This is a genomic window from Nocardia sp. CA-135398 (assembly GCF_050955845.1).
Classification (GTDB): Bacteria; Actinomycetota; Actinomycetes; order Mycobacteriales; family Mycobacteriaceae; genus Nocardia.
In genome coordinates this window covers 101784-120140 of record NZ_CP192084.1, presented here as the reverse complement: position 1 = coordinate 120140, position 18357 = coordinate 101784, and the positions used below count along the sequence as shown (strand labels likewise).

General features: G+C 66.1%; 18 protein-coding genes. 8 read left to right on the top strand and 10 right to left on the bottom strand.

Annotated features, from left to right (window positions below; genetic code table 11):
* Positions 1–93: 93 nt before the first annotated feature.
* From ACQP1T_RS00560 to ACQP1T_RS00550, 3 genes are all read right to left on the bottom strand, one after another.
* Positions 94–462, bottom strand: coding sequence for a PASTA domain-containing protein (locus ACQP1T_RS00560; protein ID WP_433757978.1), 369 nt, complete (start codon positions 460–462; stop codon positions 94–96).
* A gap of 114 nt (positions 463–576) precedes the next feature.
* Positions 577–1533 carry a DMT family transporter gene (locus tag ACQP1T_RS00555; protein ID WP_433757977.1) on the bottom strand — a complete coding sequence of 319 codons (957 nt, stop codon included), beginning with the start codon at positions 1531–1533 and terminating at the stop codon, positions 577–579.
* A gap of 752 nt (positions 1534–2285) precedes the next feature.
* Positions 2286–3539 (bottom strand): oxygenase MpaB family protein, encoded by a 1254-nt coding sequence (locus ACQP1T_RS00550; protein WP_433757976.1) that lies wholly within the window; start codon positions 3537–3539, stop codon positions 2286–2288.
* A 113-nt stretch (positions 3540–3652) separates the two neighbouring features.
* Between ACQP1T_RS00550 and ACQP1T_RS00545 the strand changes: the two genes are divergently transcribed.
* Entirely contained in the window at positions 3653–4297 is a 645-nt protein-coding gene (locus ACQP1T_RS00545; protein WP_433757975.1) for a TetR/AcrR family transcriptional regulator, read from the top strand.
* A 247-nt stretch (positions 4298–4544) separates the two neighbouring features.
* On the opposite strand, the gene ACQP1T_RS00540 is transcribed toward ACQP1T_RS00545, so the two are convergent.
* The 3 genes from ACQP1T_RS00540 to serS form a co-directional block, all read right to left on the bottom strand.
* Entirely contained in the window at positions 4545–5930 is a 1386-nt protein-coding gene (locus ACQP1T_RS00540) for an MFS transporter (protein WP_433757974.1), read from the bottom strand.
* 124 nt (positions 5931–6054) lie between these two features.
* On the bottom strand, positions 6055–7842 hold the full coding sequence (locus tag ACQP1T_RS00535; protein WP_433757973.1) for a putative bifunctional diguanylate cyclase/phosphodiesterase: 1788 nt from the start codon (positions 7840–7842) through the stop codon (positions 6055–6057).
* Between the two features lie 189 nt (positions 7843–8031).
* Complete coding sequence (serS, locus tag ACQP1T_RS00530) at positions 8032–9294, bottom strand: serine--tRNA ligase (protein ID WP_433757972.1); 1263 nt, start codon at positions 9292–9294, stop codon at positions 8032–8034.
* 92 nt (positions 9295–9386) lie between these two features.
* Between serS and ACQP1T_RS00525 the strand changes: the two genes are divergently transcribed.
* The 6 genes from ACQP1T_RS00525 to ACQP1T_RS00500 all read left to right on the top strand — a co-directional run bounded on the left by ACQP1T_RS00525 (position 9387) and on the right by ACQP1T_RS00500 (position 15168).
* Entirely contained in the window at positions 9387–11078 is a 1692-nt protein-coding gene (locus ACQP1T_RS00525) for an aldehyde dehydrogenase family protein (protein ID WP_433757971.1), read from the top strand.
* 89 nt (positions 11079–11167) lie between these two features.
* Complete coding sequence (locus ACQP1T_RS00520) at positions 11168–12307, top strand: septum formation family protein (RefSeq protein WP_433757970.1); 1140 nt, start codon at positions 11168–11170, stop codon at positions 12305–12307.
* Positions 12307–12657 (top strand): metallopeptidase family protein, encoded by a 351-nt coding sequence (locus tag ACQP1T_RS00515; RefSeq protein WP_433757969.1) that lies wholly within the window; start codon positions 12307–12309, stop codon positions 12655–12657. The genes ACQP1T_RS00520 and ACQP1T_RS00515 overlap by 1 nt, the downstream gene beginning before the upstream one ends.
* 169 nt (positions 12658–12826) lie before the next feature.
* Complete coding sequence (locus ACQP1T_RS00510) at positions 12827–13138, top strand: PE domain-containing protein (protein ID WP_062981181.1); 312 nt, start codon at positions 12827–12829, stop codon at positions 13136–13138.
* Between the two features lie 51 nt (positions 13139–13189).
* Positions 13190–14341, top strand: coding sequence for a PPE family protein (locus tag ACQP1T_RS00505; protein WP_433757968.1), 1152 nt, complete (start codon positions 13190–13192; stop codon positions 14339–14341).
* On the top strand, positions 14338–15168 hold the full coding sequence (locus ACQP1T_RS00500; RefSeq protein WP_433757967.1) for an ESX secretion-associated protein EspG: 831 nt from the start codon (positions 14338–14340) through the stop codon (positions 15166–15168). Before ACQP1T_RS00505 ends, ACQP1T_RS00500 begins: the two co-directional genes overlap by 4 nt.
* Before the next feature lie 28 nt (positions 15169–15196).
* On the opposite strand, the gene ACQP1T_RS00495 is transcribed toward ACQP1T_RS00500, so the two are convergent.
* A complete protein-coding gene (locus tag ACQP1T_RS00495; protein WP_433757966.1) occupies positions 15197–15835 on the bottom strand; it encodes an NAD(P)H-dependent oxidoreductase in 639 nt (212 codons plus the stop codon).
* Here ACQP1T_RS00495 and ACQP1T_RS00490 point away from each other — a divergent pair, their 5' ends adjacent.
* The gene (locus tag ACQP1T_RS00490) at positions 15836–16249 is read left to right on the top strand and encodes a MerR family transcriptional regulator (protein ID WP_433757965.1); all 414 of its coding nucleotides are present in this window, start codon (positions 15836–15838) and stop codon (positions 16247–16249) included.
* 37 nt (positions 16250–16286) lie between these two features.
* Here the strand turns inward: ACQP1T_RS00490 and ACQP1T_RS00485 are convergent, their stop codons facing one another.
* Genes ACQP1T_RS00485 through ACQP1T_RS00475 form a run of 3 tightly spaced genes read right to left on the bottom strand, consistent with a single transcriptional unit; the run spans position 16287 to position 18311 of the window.
* Positions 16287–16949, bottom strand: a complete 663-nt coding sequence (locus ACQP1T_RS00485; RefSeq protein WP_433757964.1) for a histidine phosphatase family protein — start codon at positions 16947–16949, stop codon at positions 16287–16289.
* A complete protein-coding gene (gene pheA / locus ACQP1T_RS00480; RefSeq protein WP_433757963.1) occupies positions 16946–17860 on the bottom strand; it encodes a prephenate dehydratase in 915 nt (304 codons plus the stop codon). The genes ACQP1T_RS00485 and pheA overlap by 4 nt, the downstream gene beginning before the upstream one ends.
* A 10-nt stretch (positions 17861–17870) precedes the next feature.
* Positions 17871–18311: a hypothetical protein gene (locus ACQP1T_RS00475; protein WP_433757962.1), complete on the bottom strand. Its 441-nt coding sequence runs from the start codon at positions 18309–18311 to the stop codon at positions 17871–17873.
* Positions 18312–18357 lie beyond the last annotated feature (46 nt).

Genomic DNA, 18357 nt, shown 5'->3' with positions numbered 1-18357 from the left:
TGGATGGTCTCGAGTTCGGGCGCATCCTCGAGGCCCACCGCGAACAGGCAAGTGCGACAATCGAACTGACCCTGGTGCCGGGAGCACCAGCCATCACGATGCTGGATCGTCCTCGTGACCACATGGCCATGACTCACGTATCGACGCGCTGATGTCACAGCATGGGACCCGCCACGGATGCCGAAGCACGGACGGCTGAGACCGGGCCCGCGCGCTCAACCTTGCGCACACCAGCGCATCGAGGACGGAGCCCATCGGAATCCCGTTCTTCGCGATCGCCGATCCAGCCGCCGGCTGCTGGCTGACGACCCGGCCGACGCTGTTGGTATCGAAGGTGTCCTGGGTGGTTTGGCTGATCTGTGCCGATGTGCCGGTCCAGCCCGCCTGCCGCAACTTGTCCACCTCCTGTGCCGTGGTCAGGCCGACCAGACTCGGCATGTGGCCTCGCGAGCGCATCGTCATGGCGGCACACCAGTGCATCAAGGTCCCGGCGCTATCGGAATTGCAGCGCGGCACATCGGGATCGGCCTTGCGAGCGGAGGGCACCGATGGGTCGAGGCGACGCAATGCGCTGGGTCAGGTTTGTGAGCGGGTCGCGACCAGGACGGCGACGAAGGTGAGGGCGCAGCCGAATACGGCTGTCGGGGAGAGTCCGGCGCCAGTCGGGGTGAGCAGGTCCAGGGTGATCGAGGCCAGGAGTTGGCCTGCCACCGATGTCAGGCCGAGTAGGAGGACGCCGATCCAGCGGACCGTGATGGCGGCCAAGGCGATGAAGGCGACACCGATGAGGCCGCCGAGATAGAGCCATGGCTCGCTGGGGAATTCGCTCGGCCAGCCGGTACCGACCAGGATGCATGCCTCGATGGCGAACAGGGCCGCGGTGCCGATGCCGAAGTTCACCAGGGTGGCGGAGAACGGGCCGCCGACCGCGCCGACGCGACCGTTGACCGCCTGCTGCCAGGCCAATCCGATTCCGGCCAGCGCGGGCAAGAGGATCAGCACAGCGGTCGGTCCGGTGCGCAGCCATTCCGGAACCGCCGCGGAACCGACCGACGCATCGGAACGTCCCGCAACGGCGAGGACGACAGCGACCATGGCCAGCGACGCTCCGCCGACGCGCGAAACAGTGACCGGAGTGCGGCCGTTCGGCGCCAGCCCGAGCCGGTCCACCACCAGACTGCTCAGCAATTGACCGCCGACCGTGGCGACGGTGAAGGCGGTGACTCCGATCGCGGCAACGGTAAGTCCTTGGCACGCAACGAAGAACGCACCGCAGAGCCCACCGAACAACTGCACCGGACGCAGTTCACCATCGACCACCGCCCGCCGCACCCGCACCAGCCCATCCCGCAACCGGCGACTGACCGCGAACGCGATCAGCAACACCACCAGCCCGAGGCCGAAACTGATACAGGCAGCCGCGATCCCATCCTGCAACCGCACCCCCAACGCCCCATTGATCCGGCCCTGCACCGCCACCCCCGCCCCGATGCAGAACCCGAAGGCCAACCCCACCTTCGCCCGCGCCACCATCCCCGCACCGTACCGCCACCCTCGCAATCCCCGACCGAGCCCCAACACACCGCCCCGATCATCATGACCCCCGCCCTCGCCTACGGCGTGCGGCGCGCCACAGCCGCGAGCGCTGTCGCACACCTAGTGATGACCTCGCATAGGCCACAACCTATGCGAGGCAATCACTAGATATGCGCGACCACCATTTGGCCGCATGCGGGTGTGGCTGGCAGTGACGTATTCGGCGGGCGTTCTGTCTCGAGCGCTCAGGTTTCGATGACGGCGGTCAAACCTTCCCGGTGCCGCTGGCGATGGCCACGTCGAGCACCTTCTGCAGCTCGATCAGCGACTCGTGGCGAGGAACTGGCACCGAACGCCATGGGTGCACGATGGTGCGCGGTATCGGTTAGCGAGCTTCCTTTCCGCGCTCGGAACCTCACCGCGAGATCAGCAACCCCGGCACGCGGTTGCGCGGGGTTGGTGACCGCGACCTGGTCGCCGGACCGGCCCGCGGCTAACTGACGGACGAAGCACGACCGAGCGGGAGCAGGCGGCTCCCTGGCATCGTCGGTTGTGGCGCGGGGACCTCATGGACGTGGCCGGCCGTGACCGTGGCGACCAAGGTGGCAGTCGAGGCTGACGGCGGTGTCGAATGCGCGACCTGCGCGATCGTCCACAGGGCGATGCCGGTGAGTACGGGCGCTGAACAACGCCTCACCGATTGCGACCGGCACGGTTCACCGGCGACAATCGCGATCGCGAAGCGTCATTTACCCGGCGCGCAGCGCAGTGCGGGCGGCGTAGGTGTCGTGGCGGGCGTAGGTGCGGTCGCCGCCGTTGCGGGCTATGGAGCCGCGGACCAGTCGGGCGCGGATGCGGGCGCCGAGTCGTTCTTGGAAGCGGGTGGCGCCCGGAATGAGTTGGCGGGGTACTTCCATGGCGCCGTTGACTGCCGCGGTGGCCATGACGGCGCTCTGGAAGAATTTACTGTTCTCCAGCCCGAGGAAGTCGGAGTTGGTCGGGCCGAGGACGATTCGGCCATAGGCGACCATATAACTGGTGATCACGCGGCGAATCAGGCGCTGAGCTGCGGTGTCGGTGCCGACGAACAGCCCACCCGCGGCAGGGACCAGGGCTTGGGCCAGGCGTCGGGAGTCCTCGTCCGGGATGAATTCGGTGTCGGCGAGGATCCAGAAAGCACGCCAGGTATCGGTTTCATTGGTCGGCAGGATTTCGGCGTCGATGCCGAGCAGGAAGCCGACATAGCGCCACAGCTGGAACACCGCATCCTTCTCCTGCGCCGAAAAACGCAGGCCGAGCGCCTGTGCGCCAACCAGATTCGCCATCGAGAACAACCCGAGCGTGCCGACGGTCAGCACCTGGTTCACCGGATGGTCCCAGGCTTGGTAATCCCAATCGGGCCGCCGATTCATGCCCGCGCGCACCAGTGCGTGCATCAGCCGCACCCGCAGCACGCTCTTGTAGCCGACCTGATTGCGTTGCAGCCCACCGGGAGTCGTGACGTCCAGCCACCACTGGGTAGTTTCGGCGAGGCGGCGCGGCGCCATGGCATCGAGGTCGCCGGTGCCGACCAGTGTCTTATCCGCTCGGGAGGCCAGATAGCCGCCCATCAGCGCGAACATGCCCATCGCGATCCCGCCCCAGACACTGGTGCGTTCCACGACCCGGGCACCCCGGTCGATTTTGGTGCGGTCCAGCCAGTACGGGTCCGCCTCGACCTGACCGAAGAATGCCGCCAGCTCGGCGGGGGCGTCCGGCACCGCAGCGATACCGCGCTCCACGGCGATCTCGAACATCCGACGGCCCTCGCCGACCGGCAGCCGCTTGAACATAGCCACCACATCGTCCGCGAGCGGATCCCCGACCTGCGCGAACCGCCGGAACGAATCCCGCTGCGCCGCGGTACAGCGCAGATCGCCGGGGGCCAGCACCGGCACCGCGTACCGGAACGGGAACTCCGTGAACAGCGGCGGAGTCGGCAGGAGCTGGTTGTCATGCGTCATTGCACTTCACCCATCGGAAGAGAGGTTCGTGCCCAGCACGGCCGAGCACATTCTGACAAGACCGTCTCACAAATTCAGATATCTGGCAAGGATCTATGCCAGAATGGACCGCGATGGCAACTACCTCGCGGTCCTACGGCGGCATACCGATCGAACAGCGCCGCGCCCGTCGCCGCGCCGCACTGCTGGACGCCGCGCTCGAGATCATCGGAACCTCGGGATTCGCCAAGCTCACCGTCTCCGGACTGTGCACCCAGGCCAAACTCTCCGAGCGCTACTACTACGAGAGCTTCAGCGACCTCGACACCGTGTTCAGCGAGTTGTTCGACCGCATCGTCGACGAAATCGGTCAGGCCGTGGTCGCCGCATTCATGGGGACCGATGGCGACATCCGCGCCAAGACCCGAGCAGCCATCGCCGCGGCCGTCGACCTGATCGCCGACGATCCACGCCAGGCCCGCATCGTCACCGTCGAGGCGCAACTGAATCCGGCACTGCTCATGCGCCGGGCCGAGGTGATGCGATCATTCGCGGGCATCATGATGGCGGTCTGCGCCGAGGAAATCGGTGCCGAGATCGTCGAAAGTGCCGGTGATCAAGCCGAATTCGCCGCCACCCACCTGCTCGGCGGTCTCTGGGAAACCACCAACAGCTGGCTGGCGGGCACCCTCCCGATCTCCCGCGACACACTGATCGACCGCTCAGCCGACCAATTCCTACTGACCGCAACCCATCTCATCGAAGCGATCCGCGGCTGACAATCGGGGACGGAGCCGTCACACGTCGCCGTGGCACATGGGTGCGGTGTTGCCGCGTACCAGCGGTCGAAAACGCAGGTAGGAGTTGGCGATTGCGAACATCCGGCGGCGCCCGCCGACCGAACATCGCGAGCACATCGTCCGCGAGCGGAATTTGCCAGTCCGCCAACGGGATCGCCCAGACAGAGAAAGCCCCGCCGCCGCGTCACTCCGACGGCCGCAGCAGCTCGCCCCAGCTCACCACCGGTCACTCATCGGCGATCGCTGCCTCGTATTCCGGAGCCGCACCGATACGGCGCGGTAGCGAGGACGGGATCAGCAAGGCAATCGCAAACAAGGATGCACCCAGCAGCGCGACCGTCGTCGACATCGACAACCACAGGGTGGCGATTGCGGCGAAACCGAATACCGCCAAGGCGACAACCTCCGCCGCGAGGCCGGATACCGAGGTGACCGTCGCCCGGGCGGGCCCTTCGATCGCATCCTGCAACCGAGCCCCCGCCACGATACTGGCGTTGTAGACGATGCCGTAGGAAACGCCGATCGCCGTAAAACCAACACCCGCAAGCACATACACCGCGGCTGGCCAGCGGAGAGCAAGACCCGCTACCACCGCACCGCCGACGAACAGCGCCCCACCCAGACCCACCGCAATCGCCATGGCACGCGCCGACATTCCCTCGGTACGCCCGGCCGACACCGAACCCACCAGCGAACCTATAACCGTAATGCCGACCAGCACCGGCACCACCGCCGTCGCCACCCCGACCTCCTGGGCGAGCAACGCGAAGTACTCATCGAAGGCCGTGACCCCGGACAGCAGCGCGCCCAACGCCACCACATTGCGCACAGCACGCACCCGAATCGCCTCCCCCACACCGGTTCGCAGCATGTTCAGATACGTCGCGAGGGGCCGCGCTATCTCGGCGGCGTCCGTCGCCGCGTGTCCTGTCTCCGACGTGCGGTGAACGTGCGGCCCCTGAGCAATATCGCCATCCAACCCGGAAGCACTCGACTCCTCGGCCACGACCGACTCACCTGCTCGAGATATCCCGGACGAACCGTCCTCATCGTCCAGATCCTCGACCGCCGAAGCCGACACAGCCTTCGGCGCACTCGGCAACGAGAGCCCGACCAGAGTGTGCACCGCCGCGAATGCCACGCTGCACCACCCGAGCAACGGATAGCCACCCCAGATATACAACGGCGTCGCACCGAGGATGGCGATTACGATCGCGGCTTCCGACGCCGCCCTGGTATACCCGATGATGCGCGGATACGCCCGCTGCTCGTTCCGGGCGACGAGTTCGTCGTAGAGCAATGCCTCGAACGTCCCCGACACCAGCGCGCCCGAAGTACCCCACAGCACGAAGCCGACCGCGAATCCCAGGTAGGTCGGCAGCACAGTCCAGCACGCGAAACCGGCGGTCAGCAGCACACCGCTCGTGACCAGCAGCCCACGCCGTGACACCGTATCGGCCCACGCGCCCGATGGCACCTCGAGCAGGAACGCGGTCGCCGACCACATCGCAAGCAGGGAAGAGATCTGCCCGGTGCTCAAACCATGATCGGCGAACAACACCGCGTACAGCGCATATAGCGGAATCAGATCACCGATGCCCTTGAAGAGCACCGCACGCACGGTGAGCGCGCGCAGACCGATCCCGCCGGTCAGCGACCTATCGAATCAATAGCCATAGATGAGCAAACGCATATCGTCAGCCTGCCGATCTGTCCCCCGGCCCGTCAAGCGATTTTCAGCCGAGCGGCAGCCAGCCGTTGGCGGTGTGCCGGTCCCCATCACCGAGTTCCCGATCATCGAGTCCAGGACCGACGCGCCCATGATGCTCGTTCAGATCGGTGATCAGCTCCGAAACCGGATGCGAATCGCTGTAGTGGTAGCCCTGTGCCAACGCGAAACCGAGCTCCGTCAGCACCGCAGCCTGGTATTCGGTTTCCACGCCTTCCGCGATAACCTGCAGGTCCAGCGCACTGCTCAGTGCGGCGATCACGCCGAGCAGCGGCGGCGCGGGCGAATCCGAACGGATCGCGGCGACAAACGACTGGTCGACCTTGAGAATGTCGCTGGGCAGGGTGGCAAGGCGGCTCAGTGACGAGTACCCCGTGCCGAAGTCATCGATGGCGATCCGCACACCCCGCTCGCGCAGGATGTGCAGATTGCCGATGGCCGTTTGGGATTCGGCCGCCAACTCGCTCTCGGTCACCTCGAGCACCAGTTGGTCGGCGGGCCAGCCGGTGCTGGCCAGGATATCGGCGACGCGGTCCGCATAGCCGGTCTCGGCCAGTTCCAGGCCGCTGACATTGACATTCAGCGTCAGATCCAGTTGGGCGAAGGTCTCCTGCAGACGAGCCGCATCGGCACAAGCCCGGCGCAAGACCAATTCGTCCAGATCGGAGATGAGGTCGTACTCCTCGGCGACCCGGATCAGCCCCTCGGTGGTGACATCCGGCTGCGCACTCGACGACCAGCGCAGCAGCGCCTCGACACCGACCGCCTTACCGCCACCCTCGGTCAGGCTGACGATCGGCTGGTAGTGCACATCGAGCGCGCCACGGTCGATCGCCTCGCGCAACTCCACCGCCAGCGGCAGCTGCCGCGACGACTCAAGCACCGTCCGATTGCGCCCCGCCTGCTTGGCCCGGTACAGACCGACATCGGCCCGACTGACCAGCAGCGAGCCCGACTCACCCGGCTGCCATGAGGTGACACCGGCCGAACAGCCGGTGGTCACCGATGCCCGCAACTGCTCGGTCAGCAGAATCGCCGCCTGCTCGGTGGTATTCGGCAGCAGCAGCGCGAAGGCGTCACCGCCGTAGCGAGCCAGTCGCTGATCCGGCGCGAGCAATTTCGACCAGGTATCGGCGACCCGCTGCAGCACCGCATCGCCCGCGCGATGGCCGAGGTGATCGTTGATCTTCTGGAAGCGGTCGAGGTCGACGAGCACCAAAGCCAGTCCCTGACCGGTGCGGGTGGCGGTTTCGATCGCGCCGTTCAACGCCCGGTCGAAACCGCGCCGGTTGAGCAGGCCGGTGAGCACATCGATATCGGCCTCGGACGCCATTCGGGTCAGAATGCCGACGACCACGCCGACCCCGAACGTCACACCCGCCGGAATCAACCCGGACCACCACGGCAATGTGGGATGCACCGGCCGCATCGGCATCACCCAAAGGCACATGGCCATAGCGAAGGCTATGTGCGCGAATGCCTGCGGCCACGCGAAGAACAATGCGGCATCACAGGCCACGAATACATAGAAGGAGGCCAGACTGATCGCGCCGACGGTATTCGGGAACGCGTAAACCGCGATTGTCACCAATACCGTCGCGATCGCGACATAACCATGGTGAATCCCATGCGGCAACCGCGGACCCCAGCCGAGCAGGCTGAGTCCGAGCAGCAGCGCCACCGCGGCGGCGGTACCCACCAGCGCTCGATTGCCTTCGCTGCCCGGGGCGATTCCCGTGATCAGCAGGCCGAGCGCGCCCCCCATGACATAGAAGGCGCCGGTGGTCCGGGACATGACCATAGCCGTCGCCAACGCAGACGCGGCCCGCACCCGGGTTCGGGTATCGCCGCGAGACCCGATTCCTCGCACGGGGAATAGCCTAGACATAGAAATTACCTACAGTTGCCACATCCTGTGAATCCGGCATGGCGAACCCCTAGCTATTTACCTGCAGGCAATGTGGGACGGGCTATTTCGAGGTGTTTATCGCGGCGGTGTCAGCACCTCGGTACCGACGAACGGTACCAGCGCGGCCGGCACCCGAACAGAACCATCGGCCTGCTGATGGTTTTCCAGGATCGCCACAATCCAGCGAGTGGTCGCGAGCGTACCGTTCAAAGTGGCTGCGATCTGCGGCTTTCCGTTCTCGTCGCGGTAGCGCACGGCGAGGCGGCGGGCCTGGAAGGTAGTGCAGTTCGAGGTCGAGGTGAGCTCGCGGTAGGTCTGCTGGGTCGGCACCCAAGCCTCGCAATCGAATTTACGCGCGGCCGAACTGCCCAGATCGCCCGCGGCGACATCGATAATTCGGTAAGGCACCTCGACGGCCGCCAGCATGTCCTGCTCCCAGGCGAGCAGGCGCTTGTGTTCGGCCGCGGCCTCCTCGGGCGTGGTGAACACGAACATTTCGACCTTGTCGAATTGGTGCACCCGGATGATGCCGCGGGTGTCCTTGCCGTAGCTGCCCGCCTCGCGCCGGAAACACGACGACCAGCCCGCATAGCGCTTCGGACCGGCGCTCAGGTCCAGAATCTCGTCCGAGTGGTAGCCCGCCAGCGGCACCTCCGAGGTACCCACCAGGTACAGCTCGTCCTCCTCGAGGTGGTAGACCTCGGCGCTGTGCTGGCCAAGGAATCCGGTACCGGCCATGATCTCCGGGCGCACCAGCACCGGCGGAATCATCATGGTGAAGCCGTTGGCCACCGCCTTCTGCGCGGCGAGTTGCAACAGACCCAGCTGCAGCAGCGCGCCGTAACCGGTCATGAAGTAGAAGCGCGCGCCCGAAACCTTCGCGCCACGCTCCATATCGAACAGACCGAGCGATTCGCCGAGCTCCACATGGTCCTTGGGCTCGAAGTCGAATTCCCTTGGCGTGCCGATGGTCTCGAGCACGATGTAATCGTCCTCGCCGCCCGCCGGGGCGCCCTCCTGGACCACATTCGAGATGGCGCGGTGCGCGGCATCCATATCGGCGTCGGCGGCATGCTGGGCGACCTCGGCCTCCTTGACCTTCGCCGACATCTCCTGCGCCTGCTCCAACAGGACGGACCGTTCCTCCGGTGTCGCCTTGCCGATCAGCTTGCCCATCGCCTTGTGCTCGGCGCGCAAGTTATCGGCGGTGGCCACCGCCGCCCGCCGCGCCGCGTCCGCCTCGAGCAGGGCATCGACGAGGGCGGGGTCTTCGCCGCGGGCGCGTTGCGAGGCGCGGACCGCGTCGGGGTTGTCCCGCAGGAATCGGAGGTCGATCATGGGTGACCAGCCTAATGGTCGCGGTATTGCGGTTTCACGCCGATATACCAGGATGCGGACCGGCCAGCGGTATACGCGCGCATAGTTGGCTTGTGGGCACACCTTTCGACGAAACCGCTATTGATAACGCAGTGGCCGATCTGGTCGCGGGTGAGAAAACCTGGGCGCATACCCCGCTGCGGCGCCGCCGCGAACTTCTCGACGATATCCACACCCGCACCGGCCGCTTCTGCCATGAATGGGTGCGGGCCGCGCGCGCCATCAAGGGCCTGGATCCGGACTCGCCGCTGGTCGGCGAGGAGTGGATGTCGGGTCCGATGACGCTGCTGCAGGCCACCGCCGCGCTGTCGGCCACCCTCTCGGCGCTGGAGCATGGGCGCAGTCCGCTCGACGGGGTCGCGCTGGCCGAGGCGCCGGGCGAGCGGGTCGCGGTGCCGATTCTGCCGCTCGATTTCTACGATAAGTTGCTGCTCAGCGGCTTTCACGGCGAAGTGTGGCTGCGTCCCGGCGTCGACGCCGATACCGCGCGCCGACGCGCCGGACTCGCGCAACTCGATCCCACCGCGACCGCCGGCGTCGGCGCGGTTCTCGGTGCCGGCAATATCACCTCCATTCCCCCGCTTGACGTGCTGTACGAGCTCTACGCACACAACCGGGTGGTGGCGCTCAAGCTGAATCCGATCACCGACCCGCTGTTCACGGTGTACGAGATGGTCTTCGCACCGCTGATCGAGCTCGGCGTGCTGCGGATACTGACCGGGGGAGCCGAGGCGGGCGGGTATCTGGTACACCACAGCGACGTCGCGCATGTGCATATGACCGGCAGTATGCGGACCCATGACGCGATCGTCTGGGGTCCGGACGGCAAGGCCGCGGGTCGGCCGCTGCTGGACAAGCCGATCACCAGCGAACTCGGCGGCGTCTCGCCGACCATTGTGGTGCCCGGCGAATGGGACGATGCCGACCTGCGCTTCCAGGCCGAACATGTCGCGACCCAGCGGCTGCACAACGGCGGCTACAACTGCGTCGCGACCCAGGCGGTGGTGGTGAGCGCGGACTGGCCGCAGAAGGACCGGTTCCTCGCCGAGCTTCGGGACGCGATCGAGCGCGCGCCACAGCGCCGGGCCTACTATCCGGGCAGCGACGATCGGGTCGCCGCGGCGCTGGAGTCCTATCCCGATGCCGAGCGGCTCGGGCCGGATCGCGAACGCGTGCTCGTCGAAGCTCTGCCGTCGACCGAAACACCGCTGCTGCGCACCGAATACTTCTCGCCGGTGCTCGGCGTGGTCGAACTGCCGCATACCGGCGGTGAATTCCTGCAGCGCGCGGTCGATTTCGCGAATGACGAGGTGATCGGGACATTGGGTGTCAATGTGATCGCGCACCCGAGCACCATCAAGCGGCTCGGCATCGCCTTCGACCGCGCGGTCGAGCGGCTGCGCTACGGCGCCGTCGCGGTGAATGCCTGGACCGCACTGGCTTTCCTGGCCCCGCGCGCGTCCTGGGGTGCCTATCCCGGCCACACACTCGATGACGTACAGAGCGGAATCGGCGTGGTACACAACGCTTTCCTGCTCGACGATGTGGAGCGCACGGTGGTGAGCGGACCGTTCCGGCCCGCACCGCGGTCGCTGCTGCGCGGCGAGCTGGCGCTGTCGCCGAAGCCGCCGTGGTTCGTCGGCAATGCGACCGCGGCCGCGACGGGACGCAAGCTGACCGAGTTCTACGCGACCGCCAATCCGGCGCGATTGCCCGGCCTGTTCCTGTCCGCATTCCGCGGATGACGCGCCTCGCATAGGTACGACCGGGGCGCTTCGGATCGATTCGACCAGGTCGTAGCACCAGCGAACAGACGCTGACATGATGGACCGCGATGTCTGCTGATGAATTGACCAAGGACCCGCGCGAATCCGAGCCGCCCTCGGGCGCGTCGTCGCGCGCGGAATCGTTCCCGCAGTCGGTGATCATCGACCGCGACGCCGTCGCCGACGGCAAGCTGCATCTGTCCGCGCCGAAGCTGCGTTGGGTATTGCTCGCCGCGGCGGCGGGGGCCGTCATCATTTCGTTGGTCGGTTTGTTCATCACCGGCTACGACAACGACAAGCGCCTCGAGGCGCACAATCCGGGTTCGCCGGGACAGACCGCCCTCGACAAGGAGTTCGGCACCGCGGCCAAGGGCGATTGCCTCAGCTGGAGCAAACAGGACCGCGGCGATCTGGTGAAAGTCGCCTGCTCCAACAAGCATCTGTTCGAGGTCGCGGCCGATGTCGATATGGCCAAATACCCTGGCGTGGAATTCGGTCCCGGCTCACGCTTTCCGGACTCACTGCGACTGACCGAGCTCAAGGAAGAACACTGCACGCCCGCCGTCGCGCAGTATCTGAACGGCAAGTTCGATCCGCGCGGTCGCTATGTGGTCGGCCTGATGTACCCCAGTCCGGACGGATGGAAGCACGGCGACCGAACACTGCGCTGCGGACTCCAGTTCTCCGGTAGCACCGGCACCCCGCTGCCGACCAGCGGCGCGGCCGTCGAGCACGATCAGTCGAAGGTCTTCGACCCGGGCACCTGCCTGGGCATCAATCAGAATCTGCCCACCGATCCGGTGGATTGCGCGCAGCCGCACGCCGTCGAGATCGTGTCCACCGTCGATCTCGGCCAGCACTTTTCCGGTGGCCCGCCCGCCAAGGACGACCAGGACAAGTTCATGGAGGACGAGTGCGGCCGGGCGGCCAACGACTATCTCGGATCACCCGACGCGGTGCGCAATAAGACGCTGACAGTGTTCTTCGACTACCTCGACGCACGCAGCTGGCTGGCGGGCAGCCACAAATTGGACTGCATGATCGGAAAGGGCACCGACCGTGAGGGTTTCGCGCCGATCACCGGAACCGCGAAGGGCGACATACTGATCAACGGCCAGGCTCCGGTGCCGCCGCCGAACTCCGGCCGCTCGACTCCCGCCCCGCTGCCCGGCGCCGCACCGCTGCCACCACAGCCGCAACCGCGCTGATGGCGGTGACCATGTCCGCGGACCGGTTCGAGGAGCTGGTCGGCGATGCGCTCGACCTCATTCCGCCGGAGTTGGCCCGCGCCATCGACAATGTCGTCGTGCTGATCGAACCGCGCAATCCGGAGGATCCGCATCTGCTCGGGCTGTATCACGGAATCGCGTTGACCGAGCGCGATAGTCACTACGGCGGTTCGCTACCCGACACCGTAACCGTCTATCGCGAGGCGATTTTGGATATCTGCGGCGATGAGCGCGAGGTCGTCGAGGAGGTCGCGATCACTGTGATCCATGAGATTGCACACTATTTCGGCATTGACGAAGACCGGTTGCATGAGCTGGGATGGGGCTAGTCTTATCCAAGTTGTGTTCTCGGGGTCGGCTCGCCGAGCGCGAAACCAGCACGGATGACCGGAAGAAACTTGGGGATTCGATGGAACCGATCGCGTTGCTGTCGCGTCCTATCACTCGAAGGGGGAATTCTCGTGGTTCCGCCCCACAGCCACTAGAAGGAGTCGAGTCATGGTTGGACATGTACTGATCTCGCCCGAGGCCATTCTCGCCGCCGCGGCCGAACTCGATCTGGTCGCCGAGCGGCTGGCCGCGGCGTCCATGATCACCGCGCCGGCGACGCACGTGATCCCGTCGGGCACCGAAGAGGTATCGCTGGTCGCCGCCAGCCACTTCAACCAGGGCGCGGTGACCCACGATCATTCCATCGCGCAGGGCATTCTCGAACTGCACCATGCGGCCCAGACACTGCGCATGCAGCTGGCGCAGCATATCGCCGGCGACGTCGTGCGCGCCGCTGGAGTCAACGCCATCCAGGTCTAGCCCGCGCGGCTGTCCTCAACCACCATTCAGACATTCAGGGGAGTTACAAGCATGGTTGCAGGAGTCACCGGGGTTCTGTGGATCGCCCGGCCATCCGAAATCAACTCGGCCACCCTTCACGCGGGCGCACACGCGATCCCGATTTCGGCCGCCGCCACCGCGTGGGGCGCGCTCACCGCCGCCTGGGTCGATGCGACGACCACCGTTGCCCGCGTCATGGCCGAGCTCGGCGTCGGCATGCAGGGCATCAACGGTATCGCCGCGCTCAGCAAGCTGACCGGATTCCTCGGCTGGTCCGAGCAGCAGGGTGTGCAGGCCGCGGCGATGGGCGGCAAGGCAGCCGCGAACGTCATCGCTTACGGCGTCGCCGCGCTCGCGATGCCGAGCCCGCCGGAAATCGCGGCCGTCAATGCCGCGTTGATCGCTTCGACGAACCCGGCCGGCGCCGTCACCGGCGCGTATGAGGCCGCCGAGATCGCCAGGAACGCCATGGATATCCGCGCGGCCCTGGTAATGGAGACCTATGAGGCGGCGACCTCGGCAATGGTGGCCACACCCGCCGAGTTCTTGCCGCCGCCGCCGATCGCCGCGGGCGCGGGCCAGGCCAATCCGAGCGGAGCCGCAGACGCCGCGTTCGAAGCACCCACCGACCCGATCTCGACGGCGGTCGCCGCCGTGCAGGCGTTCGTGTCGAATCCGGGTGTGGCCAGTGCCGCCACGCAGGCCGCGCAGGCGGTCGGATCCGTGGTCAGCACCGGTGTGTCAACGGTCGGCAGTGTGGCGACCAATGCGGTCACCGCGGCGGCGACAAGCACGCCGATGGCCAGCATGGCCCCGATGGCGATGGGTGGCGCGATGGGCGCGGCGGGCAGTGCGGCCGCGACCCGTGCGGTCTCGTTCTCCGGCACTTCGGCCGGGGCGGGCAGCGCCCAGCTCAAACTGCCGGAAGGCTGGGGTACAGGCAGCGTGATCGGCGGCAACACCGCGACAGCGGCACCCGAGACGGTCGCATCTGTCGAAACCACACCCGCCCGGTCGATCAACAGCAGCGCGGGCAACCCGCTGCTGGGCAACCAGGCTCGTGACGCCGACGACGACGAGTCCGAGCACGACAGCAAGGTCGACCTGCGGGCCGATCACTTCACCGATGGCCGCCTCGCCGCCGACGGGGTGATCGGCGCCAACGCCGGGACGGTTGGGTGACCGTCCTCGGTTCTATCGGTGGCCCATCCGCACTCGAGGCGGTTGTGCTGTCACCCGACGAGATCCAGTTTCTCCGCGAGAAGTTGGATCTCGATGACCTCCCGGTTGTGCTGAACGCATACGCCCGCTTCGACAGTGTGCCCGCGCATCAGGCGGCAATGGCCGCCGCGGCCGAGTCGCTCGAACAACGGAACCTGCTGATCGACGGCGGGATTCAGCCCGACCTGGAGGACCGACTTCGGCTGCTGAACCGGCCGCACTGGATCATCGCCATGCGGCTGATCGTCGATGGGTACGTGAGTCGTTTCTGTCTCGCGAAGGGCGACGACCTTTCCGTCGTTGCCCTACGCGGGCCGGACTCGTATGTGATCGACGAAGCGGGAATCGACTTGGCGGGCACCGTGATTGCGGCGCTCGGTACGGCCCAGCCACTCGAGCTCTACGGAATGAATGCACCGACCGAGGAGCTTGCCACGATCTTCGAGGACCTCGGCGATGCCACCGCCACCGCCGCACGACTCGCAAAGGTCGGCAATCCCGCGCAGGACGCGCAAGCCATCGCCTCGGCGGTGGTCGAAATCCATTCGCATGCGCAGATCACCGCCGTGCTGTACGGGGATGGCACCCGCGACATCGTCGAGAACCACATCGCCGTGTTCAACACCCGCCATGGGCGATTCATCTCCACGGCGAGCGTGGCCGACGACGGCACCAAGTGGTCGTCGCTGGCCAGCGGTACGCCCGCCCGCCTGCGCGCCGCAGTGGAGGATCTGATCCATTCCCTACCGGAGCGAGAAGAATTTCCGAGGAATCCTAGTTTGGCCTGAGGGCGCATCCGCTGGGAATTAATGCCCGCTACGCCGCCCGCTGATCTCGAGCCGACTGCGCGCGCTGCGCCAGATCGACACCGATCCGGTATGCCTGGTCGATCAATTGTTCGTGAACTCGCGGGTCGTCGGTCTCGGTGCCGTAGAGAAACTTGATGGATGACTCGGCTATCCCGCAGTATCCGGCAATGCCGTGCACCATCTGGGTCGTCATCGCCTCTTTGTATCGGCGCCGATCGTAAGTGCCTTCATCGAGACCGGCAACTGCGATGAAATGCAAAGCGCTTACTGCACTCTGACCGGTTTCCGAGCTGGTGTCGTATGCCCAGCCTCTGGCGAATACGCGGTCTATCCATCCTTTGGCCAAGGCCGGCATCGACCACCAGTGCACCGGGAAGAGAAGAGCGATTGCCTCGCCCGAATCGAGCAATTCCTGCTCACGCCTGACATCGGCGGGAACCGCGTACCGTAGCCGGTGCACGGCCAGATCCTGCTTGCTGAAGACGGGATCGAATCCCGACTTTGTCAGGTCATGTGTTGTGGCAGTGGTGTTTCCATCCGCCTGAATGCCTCGTTCGACTTCCCTGGCAATAGCCCAGGTAGCGGAGTCGTGATCCGGGTGCGCAACCACCAGTACGACGTTCGGCCGACCATCTTCGTTCGTCATATGGCCAAGCTAAAGTGTGACATCAGCGTCAATGTCAAGGAGTTCTGCCGGATGCGGATCAGCGATCTGAGTCGTATCACCGGCGCGAGTCCTCGGATGCTCCGTCATTACGAGGCCGCCGGTGTCCTCTCGCCGCGGCGGGATCCCAACGGCTACCGGCGTTACCGCCCCGAGGATGTCCAGACCGTCAAGGACATTCGCTGCTTGCTGGCATCGGGACTGTCGCTGACGGAGTCCTCCACGATGTTGCACATTGCGTGCACCGCCCCGTCCAGTGCATCCGAGGACGATCGTGATGCCGTGCTGCGGCAAATCGATGAGCGCACACGCCAATTGGACGCCGCCATCGAACGACTCGTCGCCGAGAAGGCCAACCTGCTCGAGCTCCGCTCCGATATCGAGGCTGACCGATAGCACGAAAGCGCACGGGAGCACTGTGCCCCAACGGGATTCAGCCCATGGGGTCGTCTGCGGTGGGAGAAACTTCGTAGGCGAAGGGTGGAGTGAAGCGGCCCCAGCGGATGCATTCCCAGCCGCCGACGGGCCGAGGGACGAGTTCGATGGTTTCGGTGTTGTCGAGATGGTTGTTGGTAGTGAAGGGCGGTTCCACGCCGCTGAGGTTGCGGGAGACCAGGCGCATGGCGGCGCCATGACTGACCACCAGGATGTCGCCGTCACTGCCATCGGTCAGGTATTTGGTGCGCAGGCCCTCCACGACCGGCAGGAAGCGGGCCAGCACGTCGTATCCGGATTCGCCGCCGGGGACGCGTTCGGCGAGATCGCCTTCGTGCCAAGCTCGATAGATCCGCTGGAAACACGAGTGGGCTTCCTCGGTGTTCAGGCCCTCCAGTTCGCCGACCTGCACTTCGTGGATGTCATCGAGCACCTCGACCGGTATGCCGGTCGCCGCCTCGATGTATCCGGCGGTCTGTCTGGCGCGCAGCGCGGACGAGCAGAACAGTGCCTTCGGCGGTCTCAGCAAACTGGAGCCGAATGTCTTCGCTTGGGCCGCACCGCGTTCGGTGAGCGGTAGGCCGGGAATGCGGGTGTCCAAGATTTTGGCGACATTGCCTTCGGTCTCGCCGTGGCGAACGAGTATCAGTCTGCCGGTCATAGGTCGGCCACCCCCTTACGCAATTGGGTCAGCCACTCGGCGGCCAATTCATCCGAGGGCGGTGGGGTTCCGGTCGCCGAGGTCGCGGGCCAGGAGCCGAGAAAACGGATCCGTGTCGTGCGGTGCAATGCCTTGAGTGCCTCGGCGACCGCGGTGTCGTCGATATGCCCGACGCAGTCCAGGTAGAAGCGGTAGGTGCCCATACCCGTTCGGGTCGGCCGGGATTCGATTCTGGTGAGATCGATACCGCGAGTGGCGAATTCGGCGAACGCGCGCATGAGTGAGCCCGGTTCGTTGAGCAGCTCGAGCACGATCGAGGTGCGGTCCGCACCGGTTGCGGGCGGCGCGACCCGGGGGCGGGTCACCAGCACGAAGCGGGTGATCGCCTGGTCGTGGTCGGCGACCCCCGAGGCCAGCGCCGTCAGACCGAGACGCTCACCGGCCAGCGCGGTGGAGACCGCGGCGTCGGCGCGCCCCGCCGCGACATCCTCGGCGGCCGCCGCATTCGAGGCCGAGGTGTACATCTCGACATGGGGCACCGTGCGCGATATCCAGAGCCGCACCTGCGCCCCGGCGACCGGATAGGCGGCCAGGGTGCGAACATCCGCGAGCTCCGTCCCCGGTCTGGCCAGAATCGCGAAGCTCACCTCGAGTTCGGTTTCGGCGACGATCTGCAGCCGCGGACCGATGGCCAGCGAATCCAGGGTCGCCGATATGGAGCCCTCGACCGAACTCTCGATCGGCACGACGGCACCCTCGACCTCGCCGGATCGGATCAGGTCGAGCGCCGCGCCTTGACTGGGCGCGGCAATCCGCTCGACCGGTCCGTCGAAGGCTTGCGAGGACTCGAGTTGGGCGAGGGCCATCTCGGTAAAGGTTCCGGACGGCCCGAAGTACGCGATTCGCGGCACGGTTACGAGATTACTTCCGTGCGCTGAGGATGCTCAGAGTTCCAGCTAGATCGTCGGGCGCATCGGTTTCGATCGCCAGCAACACGCTGCGCGCCGCCTCGACCGCAGGCGGCTTCAGCGAGGTCAGGAAGGCGATATCGGGCCGGGCCAGCGCCGCCGGAATATCCGCACCGCACAGCGCCGCAACCGTTCCCGCGACGATAGCCAACGCCCGCCCCGCATCGGATGTCCGCGCGATGAACCCGCCATCCGAATGCGCGACCTCGACCAGAAATTCGGCGACCTCCCGATCGGTCACATCGGCGTCGAGAACCCGAACACCCGCCGCCCCGGTCCCCACCGCCCGCACCAGCCCTTCGTCCAAACTCCGCCGCGCCGCCGACGGCGGCGCCAACGACAGCAACACCGGCTCCCCCGCCACCCCATGCGCCGCCTGCGCTCCATCCGCCATACCCCCACCGTAACCATCCCCACCACCGAGGATTCGGGAAGCGGTT